The following is an 18,377-nucleotide window of genomic DNA, read 5'->3' on the forward strand; positions in this document are numbered from 1 at the left end:
TATCCGGATCGCCGGTTTATTAACTGCGCGATTATCAGTTCCAAGGCCGCCGATAAGGCGGCCTTTTCTTTTGCTGTTTATTTCGCAGAACCGCTTATGGAAACGTGGGGCCAAACATAATCGTTTCCAAAGGACAAGGGTGGTAATTGAACACGCTTTGGGGCGGGAGCGCCGAATGCAAGGGCGCGCGGGCAGGCGCGCGGGGCGTGGAGTACCTTTTGACGGCCCAAAAAGCGCATATGGATATTCGCCTTATTAAGCCGGTCTTAAAACGGTGGGATTTAAGCCGGCGCGCCGCGCGTATTATCCGGCGCAAGCGGGCGGGCAATGAAACGCATAAAAATGCGGCAGCGCAGCGTTGGTTGCACAATAAAGCAGCAAAATTTGTTCAAGAGCAAAATATAAAGCCAAAAAATCGGGAAAAAAGTGCGAATAGTCCGTGATTTGTGATGGCGGTCACAACCTGTGCCCCACGATGTGGCAATATACTCCCTGTTCTGCAAAAAAGGCGTCTGGCGGGGTACTTCTACCCCTCCCGAGCCGCAGAAATTTGGTTATATCTATTCATTTAAAGGATCAATCATGGCCGCAGCAACTGAGTACACAAAAGTAGCACAAGAACTTTACATTTCCTATTTCGGTCGTCCGGCTGACCCTGCTGGTCTGGCAGCCATGACTGCTGCGCTCGCGGCTGCGGATGCTCCTACGTCGACCTCCGGCCTGGAAACCGCCTACAAAGAGGGCAATGTCGCTGTTAAAGAACTGATCGACAGTTTCGGCACCAGCGCTGAGTCCCAGGCTCTGTACGCTGGCGCGACGACCACCCAGTTCGTCACCGCGATTTTCCAGAACCTGTTCAACCGCGCTCCTCTGGAAGCCGGCCTGACCTTCTGGAAACAGCAGATCGATACCGGCGCAATCACCAAAGCTGGTGCCGCCCACGCCATCCTGGAAGGCGCAGTCGCAATCGCCGGCGGCGCTGACGCTGCTGTCATCGCACGTAAAGTCGCTGTTGCAGAAGGCTTCACCACCGCTGTCGACACCGACAACGAAATCACCGCCTACAAAGGCGCTGCCGCTGCTGCCGAAGCACGCAAGCTGCTCGCTAACGTCAACGGCACCACCGATGTTGCCGTGTACCAGTCGACCGTCAACACGACCATCGCCAACCTGGTGCTGGGCACTGTTCCTGGTTCGAGCCTCGACCTGACCATCAACAAAGATGCGCTGGTTGGTACCGCTCTGAACGACACCTTCATCGCTACGTTCGCCAATAACGACAACACCCTGCAAGCTGGCGACCGTATCAACGGCGGCGGCGGCAACGACACCCTGCGTGCCGACCTGGGCGATTCGAACAACTTCGCAATGCTCGTCGAAACGACCAGCGTCGAGACCGTTGTTCTGCGCGCACAAGCTATTTCGCGTGACAGCACCGACAACAACACCGAGCGCACCAGCAAGACGCAAATCGATGCCCAGGACATGGTAGGCGTTCTGCGTTGGGAAGACCGCGACAGCCGCGCTGATCTGCAAATCGAAGATGTCCGCATCCTCCCTTCGCAAATCACCCGCGACATCACCATCGCCATGGTTGGCACCGATCCAGGTAACGTCGATTTCGGCCTGTACTTCGATCAGCACTCCCTGCGCGCAGCTCCTGTTGCCCAGAGCGGCGCCACGATGCGTCTGCAACTGATGGACACCCGCGCATCCGATGCGTCGCTGCCACCACTGACCAGCAATCCATACAACGGCTTCACGTTCAAACTGGACGGCAAGGCAATCGTTGTTCGCTCGCAAGAGATCGACCAGGCTAAAAACTACGACGAACTGTTGATCGCAGTGAAAGCCGCTGTTGCCAACACCCCTGGCATCCAGAATTTCAAAGTCGAAAAAGGCGTTACCTTTACCGCTGTCGATACCCAGTCGGGCCGTCCACAGACCGGTACTGAAATCAACATCACCAACCCAGGCGCGGGCGTTATCGCTATCGACAGCGAATCGGGCTGGTTGGCTGAAGCCGCAGTGCCAGCAAACTCCGGTCTGCACACCGCGATCCTGACCGACACCCCTGCAACCCAGGCGTTCAAAGTCACCAGCACCATCATCCTGGACGACGTGGGCCGTGGCTCGAACGGTGGCGATCTGGTCATCGGTGGTCTGTCGGTTGGCGACACCTCGAACTCGAAAGGCGTTGAGCGTTTCGAAATCACCGTTGAGCGTACCAGCAAGCTGCAAACGATCAACTCGACCAACAACACCCTGGAAGAAGTTGTTCTGGTCAACGGCGTTACCAAAGGTAACCTGTCGGTCATCGGCAACCAGAACCTGATCAACTCGGCTCTGAACCCGAACGCCCTGTTCCCACTGACCCCGCTGGTCGATGTCCTTGGTCTTCCAGGCACCATCGGTGGCCTGCCAACCGGCGGCACCCCAGTTGGCACCCGTAGCGACTTCCCAATGCCTGGTACCGTTTCCCAGCGCGGCGGCAGCCAGCATGGCGACATGTATGGTTTCCATGACGTTCGCCTGATCGACGGTTCGACCCTGAGCGGCGACCTGAGCTTCACCGCTGTCGTGACCGACCGTTCGATCGCCAAGTACGTCAACAAGGTCGACACCCAGGCTGACGCTGCTGTTGACAACATCGCCTTCACCTACACCGGCGGCACGGGCAACGACACCATGATCGTCGATCTGGACGCAGCCGTTGCTGGCAGCCGTGCACGTATCGAAAGCGGCCTGGAAGACTTCACGTTCGGCCTGAACGGCGGCGCTGGTAACGATGCACTGACCCTGCGCATCGCTCCTGCTGTTGCTGGTGGCGGCGTTACCGCAACCACCAACTGGGCTAACAACCAGGATCTGAACAACAACATCAGCATCAGCGGCGGCGACGGCAACGACACCATCCGCAAACTGGGCGATGGCGACACCCGCATCTCCGGCGGCGCAGGCGACGACACCATCTACAGCGAAAACACCGGCCGTCAGCCTGTGAACGTTCTGGTGTACGGTTCGACCACGCCTGTTGCAACCTCGACCAACGCAGCATGGGTATTCAACACCGTTGACCAGGTCGCTCTGACCCTGGACGCCGACCGTTTCGTCAGCGACACCCGTTCGGACTTCAACAACACCTACTTCCTGTACAACACGAAAGTAAACGTGACGTACAAAGGTATCGTGTCGACGATCACCCTGGCAAACAGCACGACCTACACCGCAACCGACCTCGACATCAACCAGGCGATCAAAAAAGCGATCAACCTGGATCCAGTGCTGAGCAAGCTGCTGGTCGCAACCGATGCTGAATCGAACGCACTGCACGTCACGGCGCTGACCGATGGCCTGCACGCTGTCACCGATCTGTCGATCGCCCTGGTTGCTCCAACCACCGGCCTGTCGGCTGCCGACATCACCGCTGCTGCCAAGGCATACGGTATCGTTGCTGACGCAACCGGCGCCAATGTGTACGCTGCCATGGTCAACTCGATCAATGCATTCGGCATCAAAGGCGATTACAACTCGGCCTTCGCTACCGCGCTCGATCCAGTTCTGCCAGCAACGTTCGTTGCAATGACCGGCGCTGAAAGCGCTGCGATCAGCGACAACATCATCACCGGCGGCACGGGTAATGACGTTATCGTCCTGGGCAACAAGGAAGTCATCGCAGTTGATCTGGCTGCTCCAACCGCGACCGAGTTCGCTGTATCGAACAACGAAACCGTTGTCTACGCTCCTGCATTCGGCAACGACACGATCGTCAACTTCGACGTGACCGGCGCTGGCATCGATCACTTGGACTTCACGGCACTGGGCGGCACCACGCTGACCAACACCCTGACGACCGACAAGTCGATCACCATCGGTACCGCGATCAATGTTGCACTGACCGAGACCGCAATCACGGCTCTGTACGCTGCTAACAACGTTGCTGCCCAGACCCACGTGTACGTGGCTGTTGATTCGGTTACCTCGATCGGTACCGTGTACCAGATCGCCGATGCAATCGGTGCAAACACCGCGACCATCGTCAAGGCTGGCACCATCGATCTGGCTCAAACGATCACCGCAGGCACCTCGCTGTGGAACTCGCTGACCCAGGCTAACTTCGTCAACTCCGAAGCAGCTAACTACTACCTGCTCGAAGGCGCAGCTGGTGGCGTACCTGCAGCGATCATTCCACCGAACGCTGTTGCTTACACCATGACTGGTGCTACCGGCTACAACGCTGGTAACAACAACAACGTCACGATCACCGTCGCTAACAACGGTACGTACAATTCGACGGTCAGCAACTTTGCTACTGGCGACAAGTTCGTGTTCGCTGCTGGTACCGTTGTGACTGTTGCTGACGGCGCCGCAGGCGACAATGAAGTGACCCTGACCGCGACCAACGGCGGTAACGTTCAGACCATCGTGGTGCAAACCCCGATCGCTGCCCCTATCGTTGACCCGATCGCTGACGTTGCTGCGTTCAACACGTTCTTCGGCGCTGGTACGATCGTTGTTTCGGGTGCTGCTACGACCCCAATCAACTCGGCAGTCGCTTCGATCGACGCTTCGGTTGGTAACGTGACGTTCAGCGTTGCTACCGGTACCTACACGACCAACGTGACCGGCTACGCCGCTGCTGACGTGTTCCAGTTCGTGACCGGCAGCGTCCTGTCGATCGTCAACACCAACCTGGCCGACGGCATCATCGATGTGGTCGCAACCAACGGTGGCACCACCACCACCCTGCACCTGACCGGTCTGAACAATGCAGATGACACCGCTGTTGCTACCAGCGTTGCCAACTTCAACACCACCTACGGTGCTGGTTCGCTGGTTGTTATGTAATAATTAGTCCCTGTAGCAAGGAATCGCGGGCCTTCGGGCCTGCGTTTTCAAGCCACGCAAAAGGCCAGGCTCACCGCCTGGCCTTTTTTCATCCGCCTGCCGTTCGCGAACGGCACCATTGCAGATCTGATACTGCACACAGTAAATCTTCTCTGGTGTTAAAACCTTGCTTATGCTAAGCTTTTGAACTTGTGATCCACATCACATTTCCAAGCGGATTTTTTTGACATCCTGGCGCCCGGTTCCCTGCTGTTCGCCTCACCGGCCCCGTGCAGCCCGCATCAGGATCGGGAAGCAGCCGCTGTCCGCTCTGTCCCTCGTGAATTACTAATGAATTGTGCTGGTCTCAAATGAAAAAACTTCTCGATAAAAAGAACGAAATTGGGCAAGCGCTGCTCACGTTCAAGAGCACCTTCTATACCGTCGGCGTATTCAGCGCCATCACCAACCTGCTGATGCTGGTGCCGTCCCTGTACATGCTGCAGGTGTACGACCGCGTGCTGGCCAGCCAGAACGAAATCACCCTGCTCATGCTGACCCTGCTGATGCTGGGCGCCTACGTGCTCATGAGCGCGCTGGAACTGATGCGCAGCCTGATCCTGGTGCGGGTCGGCGCCGCCTTCGACATGCAGATGAACAAGCGCGTGTATACGGCCGCGTTTGAAAAGAATCTGAAAAAGGCCGGCGGCAATGCCGGCCAGGCCTTGAGCGACCTGACCAATATCCGCCAGTTCCTGACCGGTAACGCGCTGTTCGCCTTCTTCGACGCGCCATGGTTCCCGATCTACCTGATCGTGATCTTCTTCTTCCAGCCGCTGCTCGGCTGGTTCGCGCTGGGCGGCACCGCCATCCTGGTGATCCTGGCCGTGGTCAACGAACGCGTGTCGCACAAGCCGCTGGCCGAAGCGAGCACCACCTCCATCATGGCCGGCAACATGGCCACGAATAATCTGCGCAATGCCGAAGTCATCGAAGCGATGGGCATGCTGCCGAACCTGCAGGCACGCTGGTACAAATTGCACAGCAAGTTCCTGGAATTGCAGGCCGAAGCGAGCCAGAAGGCCGGTACCGTCGGCGCCATCACCAAGTTTGTCCAGGTGTCGCTGCAATCGCTGATCCTCGGCCTGGGCGCCTTGCTGGTTATCGAAGGCAAGCTGACCCCGGGCATGATGATCGCCGCCTCGATCCTGGTCGGCCGCGCCATGCAGCCGGTCCAGCAAGTGATCGGCGTGTGGAAATCGTTCGCCGGCGTGCGCAGTTCGTATGAACGCCTGGAAACGCTGCTGGAAGAGAACGAAGAGCGCAAAGAAAACATGAGCCTGCCCAAGCCAACCGGCCACCTGCAGATCGATAACATCACCGCCGGCCCGCCGGGCGCCGCCACGCCGGTGCTGAAAAGCGTCAGTTTCGGCGTCGAGCCAGGCGATGTGCTGGCCGTGATCGGGCCCAGCGGTTCGGGCAAGTCGACCCTGGCGCGCCTGCTGGTCGGCGTGTGGCCGGCCGTGATCGGCAAGGTACGCCTGGACGGTGCGGATATCTATCAGTGGAACAAGGATGAGCTGGGCCCGCACATGGGTTACCTGCCGCAGGATATCGAACTGTTCGGCGGTACCGTGAGCGAAAACATCGCCCGTTTCGGCAACATCGAACCGGAGCAGGTCGTGCTGGCCGCCCAGCGTGCCGGCGTGCATGAAATGATCCTCAAGATGTCGTCCGGCTACGACACCGTGCTCGGCGACGGCGGTGCCGGCCTGTCCGGCGGCCAGAAGCAGCGTCTCGGCCTGGCGCGCGCCATGTACGGCGACCCGTCGCTGCTGGTGCTCGACGAACCGAACTCGAACCTGGACGAAGTGGGCGAGCAAGCCCTGATGATGGCCGTGCAGGAATTGCGCCAGCGCGGCAAGACCATCGTGCTGATCACGCACCGTCCGGCCGCCATCAACGCCTCGACCAAGATGCTGGTCTTGCGCGACGGCGCCGTGCAAATGTTCGGGCCGACCAACCAGGTCATGCAGGCGATCCACGAAGCCAACAAGAAAATTATTGAAGCGCAGCAAGCAGCGGCCCGCCAGCAGCAGGCACAACAAGGCGGCGCGCCGGGCCAGCCACCGCAGCCAGGCCAGCCAGCCCAGCCTCAGCTCAACGCTGGCGGCCCTGCGGTATCAACGGAAAAGGAATAAGCCATGACTATGAAAATCCTGAGCAGGACCAGAAACGCCACCGACGTGGTGGCACACGATGTGGTGCCGTTTAACGCCGACAGCGTCGACTCGCGCAAGTACGCCCGTTTCGGCTGGTTCATCGTGCTGGTGGGCGTGGTCGGCTTCATCCTGTGGGCCTCGCTGGCCCCGCTCGACCGCGGCGTGCCGCTGTCGGGCACGGTAGCGACCGAAACCAGCCGCAAGGCGGTGCAGCATCCGGCCGGCGGCCTGGTCCAGGATATCCTGGTCAAGGATGGCGATGTGGTCAAGGCGGGCCAGGTGCTGGTGCGCATGAACCCGACCGTGGCCCGTTCGTCGGCCGAGATCACCCGTTCCCAGTATTTCGGCTCCCTGGCGGCCGAAGCGCGCCTGCAGGCCGAGCGCGACGGCAAGGGCCAGCCGGTCTTTCCCAAGGAATTGACGGAGGCCAAGAACGACTCGCGTGCCATCGATGCCATGGAATCGCAAAAGCAGCTGCTGGCCTCGCGCCAGTCGGCCCTGAAGAACGAACTCGCCGCGATGGACGAGAACGCCGCCGGCCTGAAATCCCAGGTCAAGGGCTTGCAGGAAGGATTGGCCAGCAAGAAAAGCCAGGCGCTGATCATCAAGGAACAGCTCGACGGCATGCGCGAACTGGCCAAGGATGGCTATGTGCCGCGCTCGCGCCTGCTGGAAATGGAACGCACCTACATGTCGTTGCAAGGCACGATTTCCGAGGATATCGGCAATATCGGCCGCGCCCAGAACCAGGTGATGGAAATTTCGCTGCGCCGCATCCAGCGCACCCAGGAATACCAGAAGGAAGTGACCGCCCAGCTGGCCGACGTGCAGAAGGAAAGCAGTTCCCTGGCCAGCCGCATCGTGGCCCAGGACTTCGAACTGGCCAGCACCGAAGTGAAGGCGCCGGTCGACGGCATCGTGGTCGGCCTGCAAATCTTCACCAAGGGCGGCGTGGTCGGTCCCGGCGCGCACATGATGAATATCGTGCCGAGCTCGGACGCCCTGGTGGTCGAGGGCCAGCTGGCGGTCAACCTGATCGACAAGGTCCGTGTCGGCCTGCCGGTCGAGTTCATTTTCTCGGCCTTTAACACCAACAAGACCCCGCACATTCCCGGCATCGTGACGCAAGTGTCGGCCGACCGCACGGTGGAAGAACGCACCGGCATGCCTTACTACAAGATCAAGGCCCGGGTCACCCCGGAAGGCGCCAAGCTGATTGCCCAGAATAAACTCGACATCCAGTCGGGCATGCCTGCGGAAATGTTCATCAAGACCGGTGAACGCACCATGATGAATTACCTGTTCAAGCCGATCTTCGATCGCGCCGAGACAGCGTTGTCGGAGGATTAAATGACGTTTCACCTGATCGCCTTACGCCAGGGCCGGCGCCTGAAAACGGTGGCCGCGGCCGCCGCCATGCTGCTTGCCAGCGCAGGCGCCGGCGCCATCAATCTGCAGCAAGCTTACCAGCAGGCACTGCAGAACGATCCGACTTACCGCGCCGCCTTCTATGAAAACCAGAGCGGCAAGGAAAGTGCGATCCTGGGCCGCGCCGGCCTGCTGCCGAACGTGCAGGCCAATTACAACGCGAGCAAGAACCGCGCCGATATCCAGACGCCGACCTCGGTGACCGAGCCGGAATACATCAGCCGGGTGTCCACCATCCAGCTGCGCCAGGCCCTGTTCAACGTGGACGCCTACGCGCGCTTCAAGCAGGGCAAGGCCCAGGCCATGCTGAGCGACCAGATGTTCAGCGTGCGCGGCCAGGAATTGCTGCTGCGCGTGATCGGCGCTTATTTCGACGCCTTGTTCACCGATGAACAGGTCGCCCTGATCCAGGCCCAGCGCGACGCCTACATGGAGCAGAGCGCCGTCAACGAGCGCCTGCTCAAGCACGGCGAAGGCACCCGCACCGACGTGCTCGAAGTGCAGGCGCGCCTGGAACTGGCCGAAGCCCAGCTGATCGAAGCGAAGGATAACCAGGCCACCGCCAGGAATGCCCTGACCGGCATGGTCGGCGGCGACATCGGCAACCTGGTCGGCCTGAACGACACCTTCCGCATGCTGCCGCTGGCGCCGACCGGCGTGGAAGAGTGGAAGGCGCTGGCGCTCAAGCAAAATCCCGAGCTGGCAGCCCAGACCATCGCACTCGAAGTGGCCAAGCAGGAAATCCTCAAGGCCCGCGCCGGCCATGCGCCGCGCCTCGATTTTGTGGCTTCCTACAGCAAGAACACGTCCGAAACGATCAATACCTACAACCAGGAATCGACCGTGCGCGCGATCGGCATCCAGCTCAACGTGCCGCTGTATGCGGGCGGTGCGGTCAACGCCAGTTCGCGCCAGGCCGTGGCCGGCCTGGAACGCGCACGCGCCGACCTGCAGGCCAAGACCGACAAGGCCCTGATCGAAGTGAGCAAGCAGTTCAGCGCGGTGCAAAGCGGCACCGCCAAGGTCAACGCGCTCAACCGCGCGGTGGAGTCGAGCAATCTGCTGATCAAGGCGACCGAACAGAGCATCAAGGGCGGCGTGCGCATCAACCTCGATCTGCTCAACGCCCAACAGCAATTGTTTACCGCCAAGCGCGACCTGGCCCAGGCCCGCTACGGTTACCTGCTGGCCTCGCTGCGCCTGCGCGCCGCGGCCGGCACCCTGGGCAGTGACGACGTCAATCGCCTGGCATCGTATTTCCGCTGATCTAACCCGCAACCCCCTGCCGGCGGCCACGTGGCGCCGGCTTTTTTATCATAAGAGGAATCATGAGCAATAACGAACTTGAAATCAGCACCGGCGGCGTCAGCTATAAAGTGTCCGAACTGTCCCAGGAAGCGCAACAGCAAGTGGCCAACCTGCGCTTCGTGGAATCCGAAATGGCGCGCCTGAATGCCCAGCTGGCCATCTACGAAACCGCACGCGGCACCTACAAGAGCGTGCTGAAAGATCTGTTGCCGAAAACCGCGCAATAAGACCAACCGGACCGTGCCGATGGTGCCGCCCTGGCGCCGCCGGCATGGTGCTGCGATTCCTCCGGTGCATCCAATGATGTAGAATGCGCAACGTTATTTGCGTTGACACATCAATCGCCGGATGATCCGGCATGCATGCACTAAAGGAACCGCAGTTGAAACTCATCCCTACCATTTTATGCGGCGGTGCCGGCTCGCGCCTGTGGCCCGTTTCGCGCGAACTCCATCCCAAGCCCTTCATCCGTCTCGCTGACGGCCACAGCCTGCTGCAAAAAGCCTGGCTGCGCGGCGCCGCCCTGCCCGAAGTGGCCGAGGTGCTGACCGTCACCAACCGCGAACTGTTTTTCAAGACCGAAGACGATTACCGCGCCGTCGCCGGCGGCCACCAGGGCCTGGCCAACAGCTACATCCTGGAACCGTTCGGCCGCAACACCGCCCCCGCGATCGCCGCCGCCGCCCTGCACGTGGCCGCCACCCATGGCCCCGACGCCCTGTTGCTGGTGCTGGCCGCCGACCATTTGATTTCCGACCAGGCCGCCTTTGCCGCCGCCGTGGCGCAAGCCATTCCGCTGGCCCGGTCCGGCCGCCTGGTAACCTTCGGCATTGAACCGCATACGCCCGAGACCGGTTTTGGCTACATCGAGGCGGAAGGCAACACGGTGTTGCGCTTCGTCGAAAAGCCGAGCCTGGAAAAAGCCCGCGAGTATCTTGCCACCGGCCGTTACCTGTGGAATTCGGGCATGTTCTGCTTCAGCGCCGGCAGCATGATCGCCGAGATGGAATTGCACTGCCCGCAGATCCTGGCCGCCACCCGCGCCTGCCTGGCCGCGTCGCGCAGCGCCACCGGCAAGAACTTTACCCAGTGCGAACTGGACGCGGCCGCCTTCGAGCAGGTCGCCGACGATTCGATCGATTACGCGGTGATGGAAAAATCGGCCAAAGTGTCGGTGGTGCCGTGCAATATCGGCTGGAGCGACATCGGTTCCTGGAATGCGCTGGGCGAGCTGATCGCGCCGGACGCGGACGGCAACCGCATCGATGGCGACGTGCGCCTGCACGATGTGAATGACTGCTTCATCCAGAGCAACGAGCGCCTGGTGGGCGCGGTCGGCGTGTCCAACCTGATCATCGTCGATACGCCGGACGCGCTGCTGGTGGCCGACCGCAGCCGGGTGCAGGACGTCAAGCACCTGTACGTGAGCCTCAAGTCCGAAGGGCACGACGTGCACAAGCTGCACCGCACCGTGCACCGTCCGTGGGGCACCTACACCGTGCTCGAAGACAGTACCCGCTTCAAGATCAAGCGTATCGAAGTCAAGCCGGGCGCGAGCCTGAGCCTGCAGATGCACCACCACCGCAGCGAGCACTGGATCGTGGTCAGCGGCATGGCCAAGGTCGTCAACGGGGATCGCGAACTGTTCGTGTCCACCAACGAGTCGACCTATATTCCGGCCGGCCACAAGCACCGCCTGGAAAATCCGGGCGTGCTCGACCTGGTGATGATTGAAGTGCAGAGCGGCGATTACCTGGGCGAGGACGACATCGTCCGCTTCCAGGATAACTACGGCCGCGTTTGACGGGGAGGGTGGGCGGCCGGCCCACCCTGATTTACGCTGCGCCGGCGCTGTTGTCCGCAGCGGCCGGCGCGCGGTCGCGCTCGGGATGGCACTGCGGGCACGATTTTTCGTACACGTACAGCGGCGAGAGCTGGTCGCGCGGCGTCACCACCGCGCGGCAGGCGAAGCACTGCACGGTCGTCACGGTCGCTTCCAGCTGCGGATTGAGCGCGGTGCGGTAGTCGAACACGAAGCAGTCGCCCTTGTAGTGGGCGCCGCCGACTTCCTCGAAATACTTCAGAATCCCGCCGTCGAGCTGGTACACGCTCTCGTAGCCGATATTTTTCATGTGGATCGCCGCCTTTTCGCAGCGGATGCCGCCGGTGCAGAAGGTGACCACGGTCTTGCCTTCGAGCTCCTCGCGGTGCTGCGCCACGACCTCGGGAAACTCGCTGAACTTGTCGATCCGGTAGTCCAGCGTGTTCTCGAAGGTGCCCACATCGACCTCGAAGGCATTGCGCGTTTCCATCATCACCACCGGACGGCCATCGTCGTCCACGCCCTCGTCGAGCCAGCGCTTGAGCGTGGCGGGACGAACGAAGGGTGCGCGGCCTTTTTCCGGCTGAATCAACGGCATGCGCATGGTGATGATCTCTTTCTTGATCTTCACCAGCATGCGCTTGTGCGACTGTTCCTCGGAATAGCTTTCCTTGACCTCGATATCGGCAAAGCGCGCATCCTGGCGTACCCAGGCCAGATACTCGTCGATGTGCGAGCGCGGACCGGACAGGAACATATTGATGCCTTCCGGCGTCAACAGGATCGTGCCCTTGAGCGCCAGGCGCTTGCAGATGTCCTGGTACAGGGGACGCATTTCCTCAATGTTGTCGAAAGTGACAAATTTGTAGGCGGCGATATTGACGTGGGCGGCAGCTGCGGCGATGGCGGCATGCGCTTCAGCTTGTAAAGCAGTATTAGCTTGCATGGGGGCGAAGGATCGGTGAAGGATCGGAAAACAGGAAAGCCGATATTATAGAACAATGTCCACGTTGGCATCAGGGATATCCGGCCCGGCGCGGGTTGAGGCGGCAGGACGGCGTGCGGGCGGCACGAGGTTTTGTCCCGCAACGCGCCAGCGCGGTAAAATAGCACTCTTTGCACAGCAGGCGAAACACACATGAGTACCGATGTCATCGAAGCCGGGAGCACCACGCTCGCCGCGCCAGCCAAGCCGGCCGCACCGGCTTTCGTTCACCTGCGTGTGCACTCCGAATACTCCATCGTCGACGGCCTGGTGCGCATCGACGACGTCGTCGCCGCCGCCGCCAAGGACAAGCAGCCGGCGCTGGCCATCACCGACCTGGCCAACCTGTTCGGCATGGTCAAGTTCTACAAATCGGCGCGCGGCAAGGGCATCAAGCCGGTCATCGGCGTGGACGCCTGGATCACCAACGACGACAACCGCGACAAGCCTTCGCGCCTGCTGCTGCTGGCCAAAAACCGCATGGGCTACCTGCAGCTGTGCGAACTGCTGTCCAAGGCCTGGCTGACCAACCAGCACAAGGGCCGCGCCGAAATCCGTCCCGACTGGCTCGATGCGCTCGCAACCAGCGAATCGTCCCTGTCCCCGGGCGAAAACCAGGCCAATGGCCTCATCGTGCTCTCCGGCGCCCACTTCGGCGACGTCGGCACCGCCATCGAAAACGGCAACCTGGCGCTGGCCGAACGCTGCGCCCAGCGCTGGGCCGCGGTCTTCCCCGGCCACTTCTACATCGAAGTGCAGCGCGCCGGCCAGCCCAACCAGGAAGCCCAGGTGCGCCACGCCGTCGCGCTGGCGGCCAAACTGGGCTTGCCGGTGGTCGCCACCCATCCGATCCAGTTCCTCTCGGCCGAGGAATTCGTCGCCCACGAAGCGCGCACCTGCATCGCCGAAGGCGAAATGCTGGCCAACGCCAAGCGCGTCAAGCGCTTCAACGAAGAGATGCGCTTCAAGTCGCAGGCCGAGATGGCCGAGCTGTTCGCCGACATGCCGGCCGCGCTGGCCAACTCGGTCGAAATCGCCAAGCGCTGCAACGTCGTGCTCACCCTGGGCAAGCCGCAGCTGCCGAATTTCCCGACCCCGCCCGGCATGAGCATCGACGAATTCCTGGTCGCCGAATCCCAGGCCGGCCTGGAACAGCGCCTGCTGCACCTGTATCCGGACCCGGTCAAGCGCGAGGCCGCGCGCCCGCGCTACGACGCGCGCCTGAAATTCGAGACCGATACCATCTGCAACATGAAGTTCCCCGGCTACTTCCTGATCGTGGCCGAATTCATCAAGTGGGCCAAGGAAAACGGCGTGCCGGTCGGCCCGGGCCGCGGTTCGGGCGCCGGTTCCCTGGTCGCGTATTCGCTGCTGATCACCGACCTCGATCCCCTGCAATACAACCTGCTGTTCGAACGCTTCCTGAATCCCGAACGCGTCTCGATGCCCGACTTCGACATCGACTTTTGCCAGGAAGGGCGCGACCGCGTCATCCAGCACGTGAAGGATTTGTACGGCAAGGAAGCGGTCTCGCAGATCGCCACCTTCGGTACCATGGCGGCCAAGGGCGCGATCCGTGACGTCGGCCGCGTGCTCGATTTCGGCTACAACTTCTGCGACGGCATCTCCAAGCTGATCCCGTTCAAGCCGGGCAAACCGGTGACCATCGCCGACGCCATCGAAGAAGAACCGATGCTCAAGGAGCGTCTGGAGAACGAGGACGAGGTCAAGCAGCTGCTGGCGCTGGCGCAGCAGGTCGAAGGCATCGCCCGTAACATCGGCATGCACGCCGGCGGCGTGCTGATCGCCCCCGGCAAACTGACCGACTTCTGTCCGCTCTACACCCAGGGCGGCGACTCGGGCGTGGTCTCGCAGTACGACAAGGATGACGTGGAGGCCGTGGGCCTGGTCAAGTTCGACTTTTTGGGCCTGACCACGCTCACCATTCTCGACCGCGCGGTGCGCTACATCAAGCAGCTCGATCCGGCCAACGCCGACTTCGCGCTCGAGAAGCTGCCGCTCAACGACAAGGCTTCCTACGAGCTGCTGACCAAGGCCAAGACGGTCGCGGTATTCCAGCTCGAGTCGCGCGGCATGCAGGGCATGCTCAAAGACGCGCGGCCCGACCGCTTCGAGGACATCATCGCGCTCGTCGCGCTGTATCGTCCGGGCCCGATGGACCTGATCCCCGACTTCTGCAAGCGCAAGCACGGCGAACGTTTCGATTACCCCGACCCGCGCACCGAATCCATTTTGTCCGAAACCTACGGCATCATGGTGTATCAGGAGCAGGTCATGCAGATGGCGCAGATCGTGGGCGGCTACTCGCTCGGCGGCGCCGACATGCTGCGCCGGGCGATGGGTAAGAAGAAGGCCGAGGAGATGGCCGAGCACCGCGAGATCTTCCGCGCCGGCGCCGCCAAGGATGGCCTGACGGCCGAAAAGGCCGACGAGATTTTCGACTTGATGGAAAAGTTCGCGGGCTACGGCTTTAACAAGTCGCACGCCGCCGCCTACGCGCTGCTGTCCTACCACACGGCTTACCTCAAGGCGCACCACACCGCCGCCTTCATGGCGGCCAACTTGTCGCTGGCGATGGACGACACCGACAAGATCAAGATCCTGGTCGAGGATTCGCTGGACGTGTGCGGCCTGACCCTCCTGCCGCCCGATATCAACCATTCCGACTACCGCTTCATGCCGGAAGGCCCGCCGCCGTCCGTCACGGGCAAGCGCGTCACCAACATCCGCTACGGCCTGGGCGCGGTCAAGGGTTCGGGCCAGTCGGCGATCGAAGCGATCATCGCCGCGCGCACCAGCGGCGGGCCGTTCACCGACCTGTTCGACTTTTGCAAACGCGTCGACCGCAAGCAGATCAACCGCCGCACCATCGAGTCCCTGATCCGCAGCGGCGCCTTCGACTGCTTCAAGGTCGACCGCGCGATTCTGTTGGCGTCGGTCCCCTTTGCGGTCGAAGTGGCCGACCAGGCCTCGGCCTCGGTCAACCAGGTCAGCCTGTTCGGCGGCGACGACAGCGACCTGGTGGCGCCGCCCGAGTACGTGAAGGCGACGCCGTGGACCGACCGCCAGAAGCTGTCCGAGGAAAAAATCGCGCTCGGCTTCTATTTGTCGGGCCACATGTTCGATTCGTTCGCGACCGAGGCGCGCCGCTTTGCGCGCACCAAGCTGACCGACCTGGAACCGTCGCGCGAGCCGCGCATGATGTGCGGCGTGATCACCGGCGTGCGCACCCAGATGACCCAGCGCGGCAAGATCCTGATCGTCTCGCTCGACGACAAGAGCGGCACGGTTGAAGTGACGGTCTACAGCGAAGTGGTCGAGTCGAACAAGAACATCTTCAAGGAAGATGAATTCCTGGCGGTGGTGGGCAAGGTATCGGAAGACCGCTTCAATGGCGGCTTGCGCATCACGGCCGAGAAGGTGTTCGATTTGACGTCGGCGCGCGTGAATTACGGGCGCCAGCTCGGGCTGTATTTGCCGACCCGGGTGGCGTCGTCGAAGATCGCCGAAGTGCTGCAGCCGCATCGTGCCCAGAGTGGCGGCGGTTTGCCGGTAGCGATGCGGGTCAAGCCGCAGGGGGTCGATTGCACCTTGCAGTTCGGCGAGGACTGGCGCGTGGCGCCATCGGACGCCTTGACGCTGGCGCTGGAACAGGTGCTGGGGGCGCGCGAAGTCGCGGTCGAATACTAGCCGCCTTTTCCCGGGCTTCGTCGTTCCCGCCACTGGCGGGAACGGCGAAAACCATCAAAAACCGGCCGCCGCCTTGCGGTTCTTGCGCAGCCGTTTCCACACCTTGATCTTGCGGCTGGCCGTCTGCCGGAAGCGAAACACAAAACTGCCCGCCAGCGCGCGTTCCACTTGCCGGATCGTGCGCGCATCGTGGCCGCGGTTGTACGACACCGTCTCAGCCCCGCGCGCCGCTTCCAGCATGCTGGCGCAATCGCCATACAAACTCTCGACAAAGATCGGCTTGATGCGCGCACGCACGCGGCGTCCGTCGGCGCGCGGAAGTTCATACGAATCCTTGACCACGCCGATATAAAAATACGCGGCCGCGATATCGAAGTGCGTCTTCACCGACGCGTCCACCCCGCGCAGGTCCAGATGCTTGCGCGCCACCGACAGCGCGGCCGCCAGGTCCATGCACCACTTCTCCGAAATGAGCTTGGTGATGCTGGCCGCGTGCTGGCGGTAATCGATGATCGCATGCGGCACATACACCATGCTCGCGCACTGGCTGAGCAAGCGCGGCAGGGTCGACATGTCCTCGAACACGCGGCCGGGCGGAAAAACCGGTGCGTCCAGCTGCTGGTAAATGGCGCGCCTGAAGATATTGGCCCACACGTACATCTGGCGGTCGGCAAAGAAGGTATTCAAGATGGTGGCCTGGTCGCGCAGCAGGCCAGGCGGGTAGCGCATGCCGACCCGGTGCGACTTTGCTTCCTGGTCCGGATACCACACCCGGAAATCGCAGGCGATGACGTCCGGATGATGTTCGGCGATGGCCTGTTCGAGTGCCGCCAGCGAGCCTGCCAGCAGGCGGTCGTCGCTGTCGACAAAGACGATGTATTCGCCGCGCGCGGCGGCCAGGCCGTTATTGCGCGCCACCGCGATGCCCTGGTTGTCCTGCGCCAGCACTTGCGCGGCGATCGCGGGACGCGTGGCCAGCAGCGCACGGATGCGCGCCAGGGTGGCGTCGCTGGAGCCGTCATCGATGACGATCAGTTCATGGGCGCTGCCCATCTGGTCCAGTACCGAATCGAGGCACGGCCCGATGTAGTGCTGCACATTGTAGGCGGGGACGATGATGCTCAGCAGCGGCTGCGGCGCCGGGGCGTGCGTGGCCATGGGCGTTCGTGCTAGCGCGCCAGCCCGACCGGCGCGCGAATGATCTTGTTGACCTGGCTCTCGTGTACCAGCCGGTCGTGATGGTCCGACTGGTCGCGTTCGCGCTCCTTGTGCCACAGGTGGAACACTTCAGTCGCGAAAGCGCCATCCTTGCGCCGCACGCCCGCATTAAACAGGCGCACCACGAAATCGGCATCCTCGTGGCCCCAGCCGCAGAACGATTCATCGAAGCCGTTCACGCGCTCGATATCGCTGCGCCAGGCGCTCAGGTTGCAGCCTTTGATGCGGCGCATCGTAAAGCCGCTGCGTACGCGTCCGAGGTCGGGCAGGCGGATCGCCAGCTGCAGGATCTTCTGGATGTTCCCGGCGCGCCAGGCACGCCACCATACGTCCAGGCCCATCTCGTGCAGGTCGCGCTGCTCGGCCAGGGTGGCGCGGGTAAAGTCGGGACACAGCAGCACGCGGCTGCCGGTGATCATGCAGCCCGGCTGCGCCAGGCGCCGGTGGCTGGCCACGAAATCCTTGCGCGGCACACAGTCGCCATCGAGGAACACCACATAATCGCCCCGTGCGGCCAGCACGCCCTGGTTGCGCGCGCGCGCCAGGCGAAAACCGTCGTCCGGCTGCCACACATGGACCAGGCGCCTGTGGGTGCCGGCCGCGATCCGCTCGATGCAGTGGCGCGTGGCCTCGGTCGAACCATCGTCGGTGACGATGATTTCAAAATCGTCATCTTCCTGCGCCAGGCAGGCGCGCAGCACCGCTTCCAGCGCATCCGGCCGGTTGTAGGTGCTGACGATCAGTGAGATGGTGGTAGGGCGTGGCACGATGATTTCCAGGTGAGGCGATGTTCACTGCCAGCGGCAGCATGCATTGGTACATACGTATTATACGTGCACGTCATCGCCAGTCCAGC

General features: G+C 61.9%; 11 protein-coding genes. 8 read left to right on the top strand and 3 right to left on the bottom strand.

Annotation, left to right across the window (positions count from 1 at the left end; all coding sequences use genetic code 11):
* Nucleotides 1–218 precede the first annotated feature (218 nt).
* From RBA41_RS29860 to RBA41_RS29890, 7 genes are all read left to right on the top strand, one after another.
* Nucleotides 219–443, top strand: coding sequence for a hypothetical protein (locus RBA41_RS29860; protein WP_306628002.1), 225 nt, complete (start codon nt 219–221; stop codon nt 441–443).
* Between the two features lie 139 nt (nt 444–582).
* Complete coding sequence (locus RBA41_RS29865) at nt 583–4,848, top strand: DUF4214 domain-containing protein (RefSeq protein WP_306628003.1); 4,266 nt, start codon at nt 583–585, stop codon at nt 4,846–4,848.
* Nucleotides 4,849–5,198: 350 nt separating this feature from the next.
* A complete protein-coding gene (locus RBA41_RS29870) occupies nt 5,199–7,028 on the top strand; it encodes a type I secretion system permease/ATPase (protein WP_306628004.1) in 1,830 nt (609 codons plus the stop codon).
* Between the two features lie 3 nt (nt 7,029–7,031).
* Complete coding sequence (locus RBA41_RS29875; RefSeq protein ID WP_306628005.1) at nt 7,032–8,399, top strand: HlyD family type I secretion periplasmic adaptor subunit; 1,368 nt, start codon at nt 7,032–7,034, stop codon at nt 8,397–8,399.
* Nucleotides 8,400–9,743 (top strand): TolC family outer membrane protein, encoded by a 1,344-nt coding sequence (locus tag RBA41_RS29880; protein ID WP_306628006.1) that lies wholly within the window; start codon nt 8,400–8,402, stop codon nt 9,741–9,743.
* A 62-nt stretch (nt 9,744–9,805) separates the two neighbouring features.
* Complete coding sequence (locus RBA41_RS29885) at nt 9,806–10,012, top strand: DUF6447 family protein (protein WP_099875343.1); 207 nt, start codon at nt 9,806–9,808, stop codon at nt 10,010–10,012.
* A 155-nt stretch (nt 10,013–10,167) separates the two neighbouring features.
* Nucleotides 10,168–11,589, top strand: coding sequence for a mannose-1-phosphate guanylyltransferase/mannose-6-phosphate isomerase (locus RBA41_RS29890; protein ID WP_306628007.1), 1,422 nt, complete (start codon nt 10,168–10,170; stop codon nt 11,587–11,589).
* Between the two features lie 31 nt (nt 11,590–11,620).
* Here RBA41_RS29890 and RBA41_RS29895 read toward each other — a convergent pair whose 3' ends face one another.
* Nucleotides 11,621–12,553, bottom strand: a complete 933-nt coding sequence (locus RBA41_RS29895) for a sulfurtransferase (RefSeq protein WP_306628008.1) — start codon at nt 12,551–12,553, stop codon at nt 11,621–11,623.
* A gap of 192 nt (nt 12,554–12,745) precedes the next feature.
* On the opposite strand from RBA41_RS29895, the gene dnaE reads away from it, so the two are divergent.
* Nucleotides 12,746–16,303 (top strand): DNA polymerase III subunit alpha, encoded by a 3,558-nt coding sequence (dnaE, locus tag RBA41_RS29900; RefSeq protein WP_306628009.1) that lies wholly within the window; start codon nt 12,746–12,748, stop codon nt 16,301–16,303.
* A 54-nt stretch (nt 16,304–16,357) separates the two neighbouring features.
* Here the strand turns inward: dnaE and RBA41_RS29905 are convergent, their stop codons facing one another.
* Nucleotides 16,358–17,461 (bottom strand): glycosyltransferase family 2 protein, encoded by a 1,104-nt coding sequence (locus RBA41_RS29905; RefSeq protein WP_306628010.1) that lies wholly within the window; start codon nt 17,459–17,461, stop codon nt 16,358–16,360.
* An 11-nt stretch (nt 17,462–17,472) separates the two neighbouring features.
* Nucleotides 17,473–18,288 carry a glycosyltransferase family 2 protein gene (locus RBA41_RS29910; protein WP_306628011.1) on the bottom strand — a complete coding sequence of 272 codons (816 nt, stop codon included), beginning with the start codon at nt 18,286–18,288 and terminating at the stop codon, nt 17,473–17,475.
* Nucleotides 18,289–18,377 lie beyond the last annotated feature (89 nt).

This window comes from Massilia scottii, from assembly GCF_030846495.1.
Classification (GTDB): domain Bacteria; phylum Pseudomonadota; class Gammaproteobacteria; order Burkholderiales; family Burkholderiaceae_D; genus Telluria_A; species Telluria_A violaceinigra.

What these genes read in the sequence shown, in the direction of transcription:
- dnaE (WP_306628009.1), top strand. Translation starts at nt 12,746, where the DNA reads ATGAGTACCGATGTCATCGAAGCCGGGAGCACCACGCTCGCCGCGCCA.
- RBA41_RS29880 (WP_306628006.1), top strand. Translation starts at nt 8,400, where the DNA reads ATGACGTTTCACCTGATCGCCTTACGCCAGGGCCGGCGCCTGAAAACG.
- RBA41_RS29865 (WP_306628003.1), top strand. Translation starts at nt 583, where the DNA reads ATGGCCGCAGCAACTGAGTACACAAAAGTAGCACAAGAACTTTACATT.
- RBA41_RS29875 (WP_306628005.1), top strand. Translation starts at nt 7,032, where the DNA reads ATGACTATGAAAATCCTGAGCAGGACCAGAAACGCCACCGACGTGGTG.
- RBA41_RS29895 (WP_306628008.1), bottom strand. Translation starts at nt 12,553, where the DNA reads ATGCAAGCTAATACTGCTTTACAAGCTGAAGCGCATGCCGCCATCGCC.
- RBA41_RS29885 (WP_099875343.1), top strand. Translation starts at nt 9,806, where the DNA reads ATGAGCAATAACGAACTTGAAATCAGCACCGGCGGCGTCAGCTATAAA.
- RBA41_RS29870 (WP_306628004.1), top strand. Translation starts at nt 5,199, where the DNA reads ATGAAAAAACTTCTCGATAAAAAGAACGAAATTGGGCAAGCGCTGCTC.
- RBA41_RS29905 (WP_306628010.1), bottom strand. Translation starts at nt 17,461, where the DNA reads ATGGCCACGCACGCCCCGGCGCCGCAGCCGCTGCTGAGCATCATCGTC.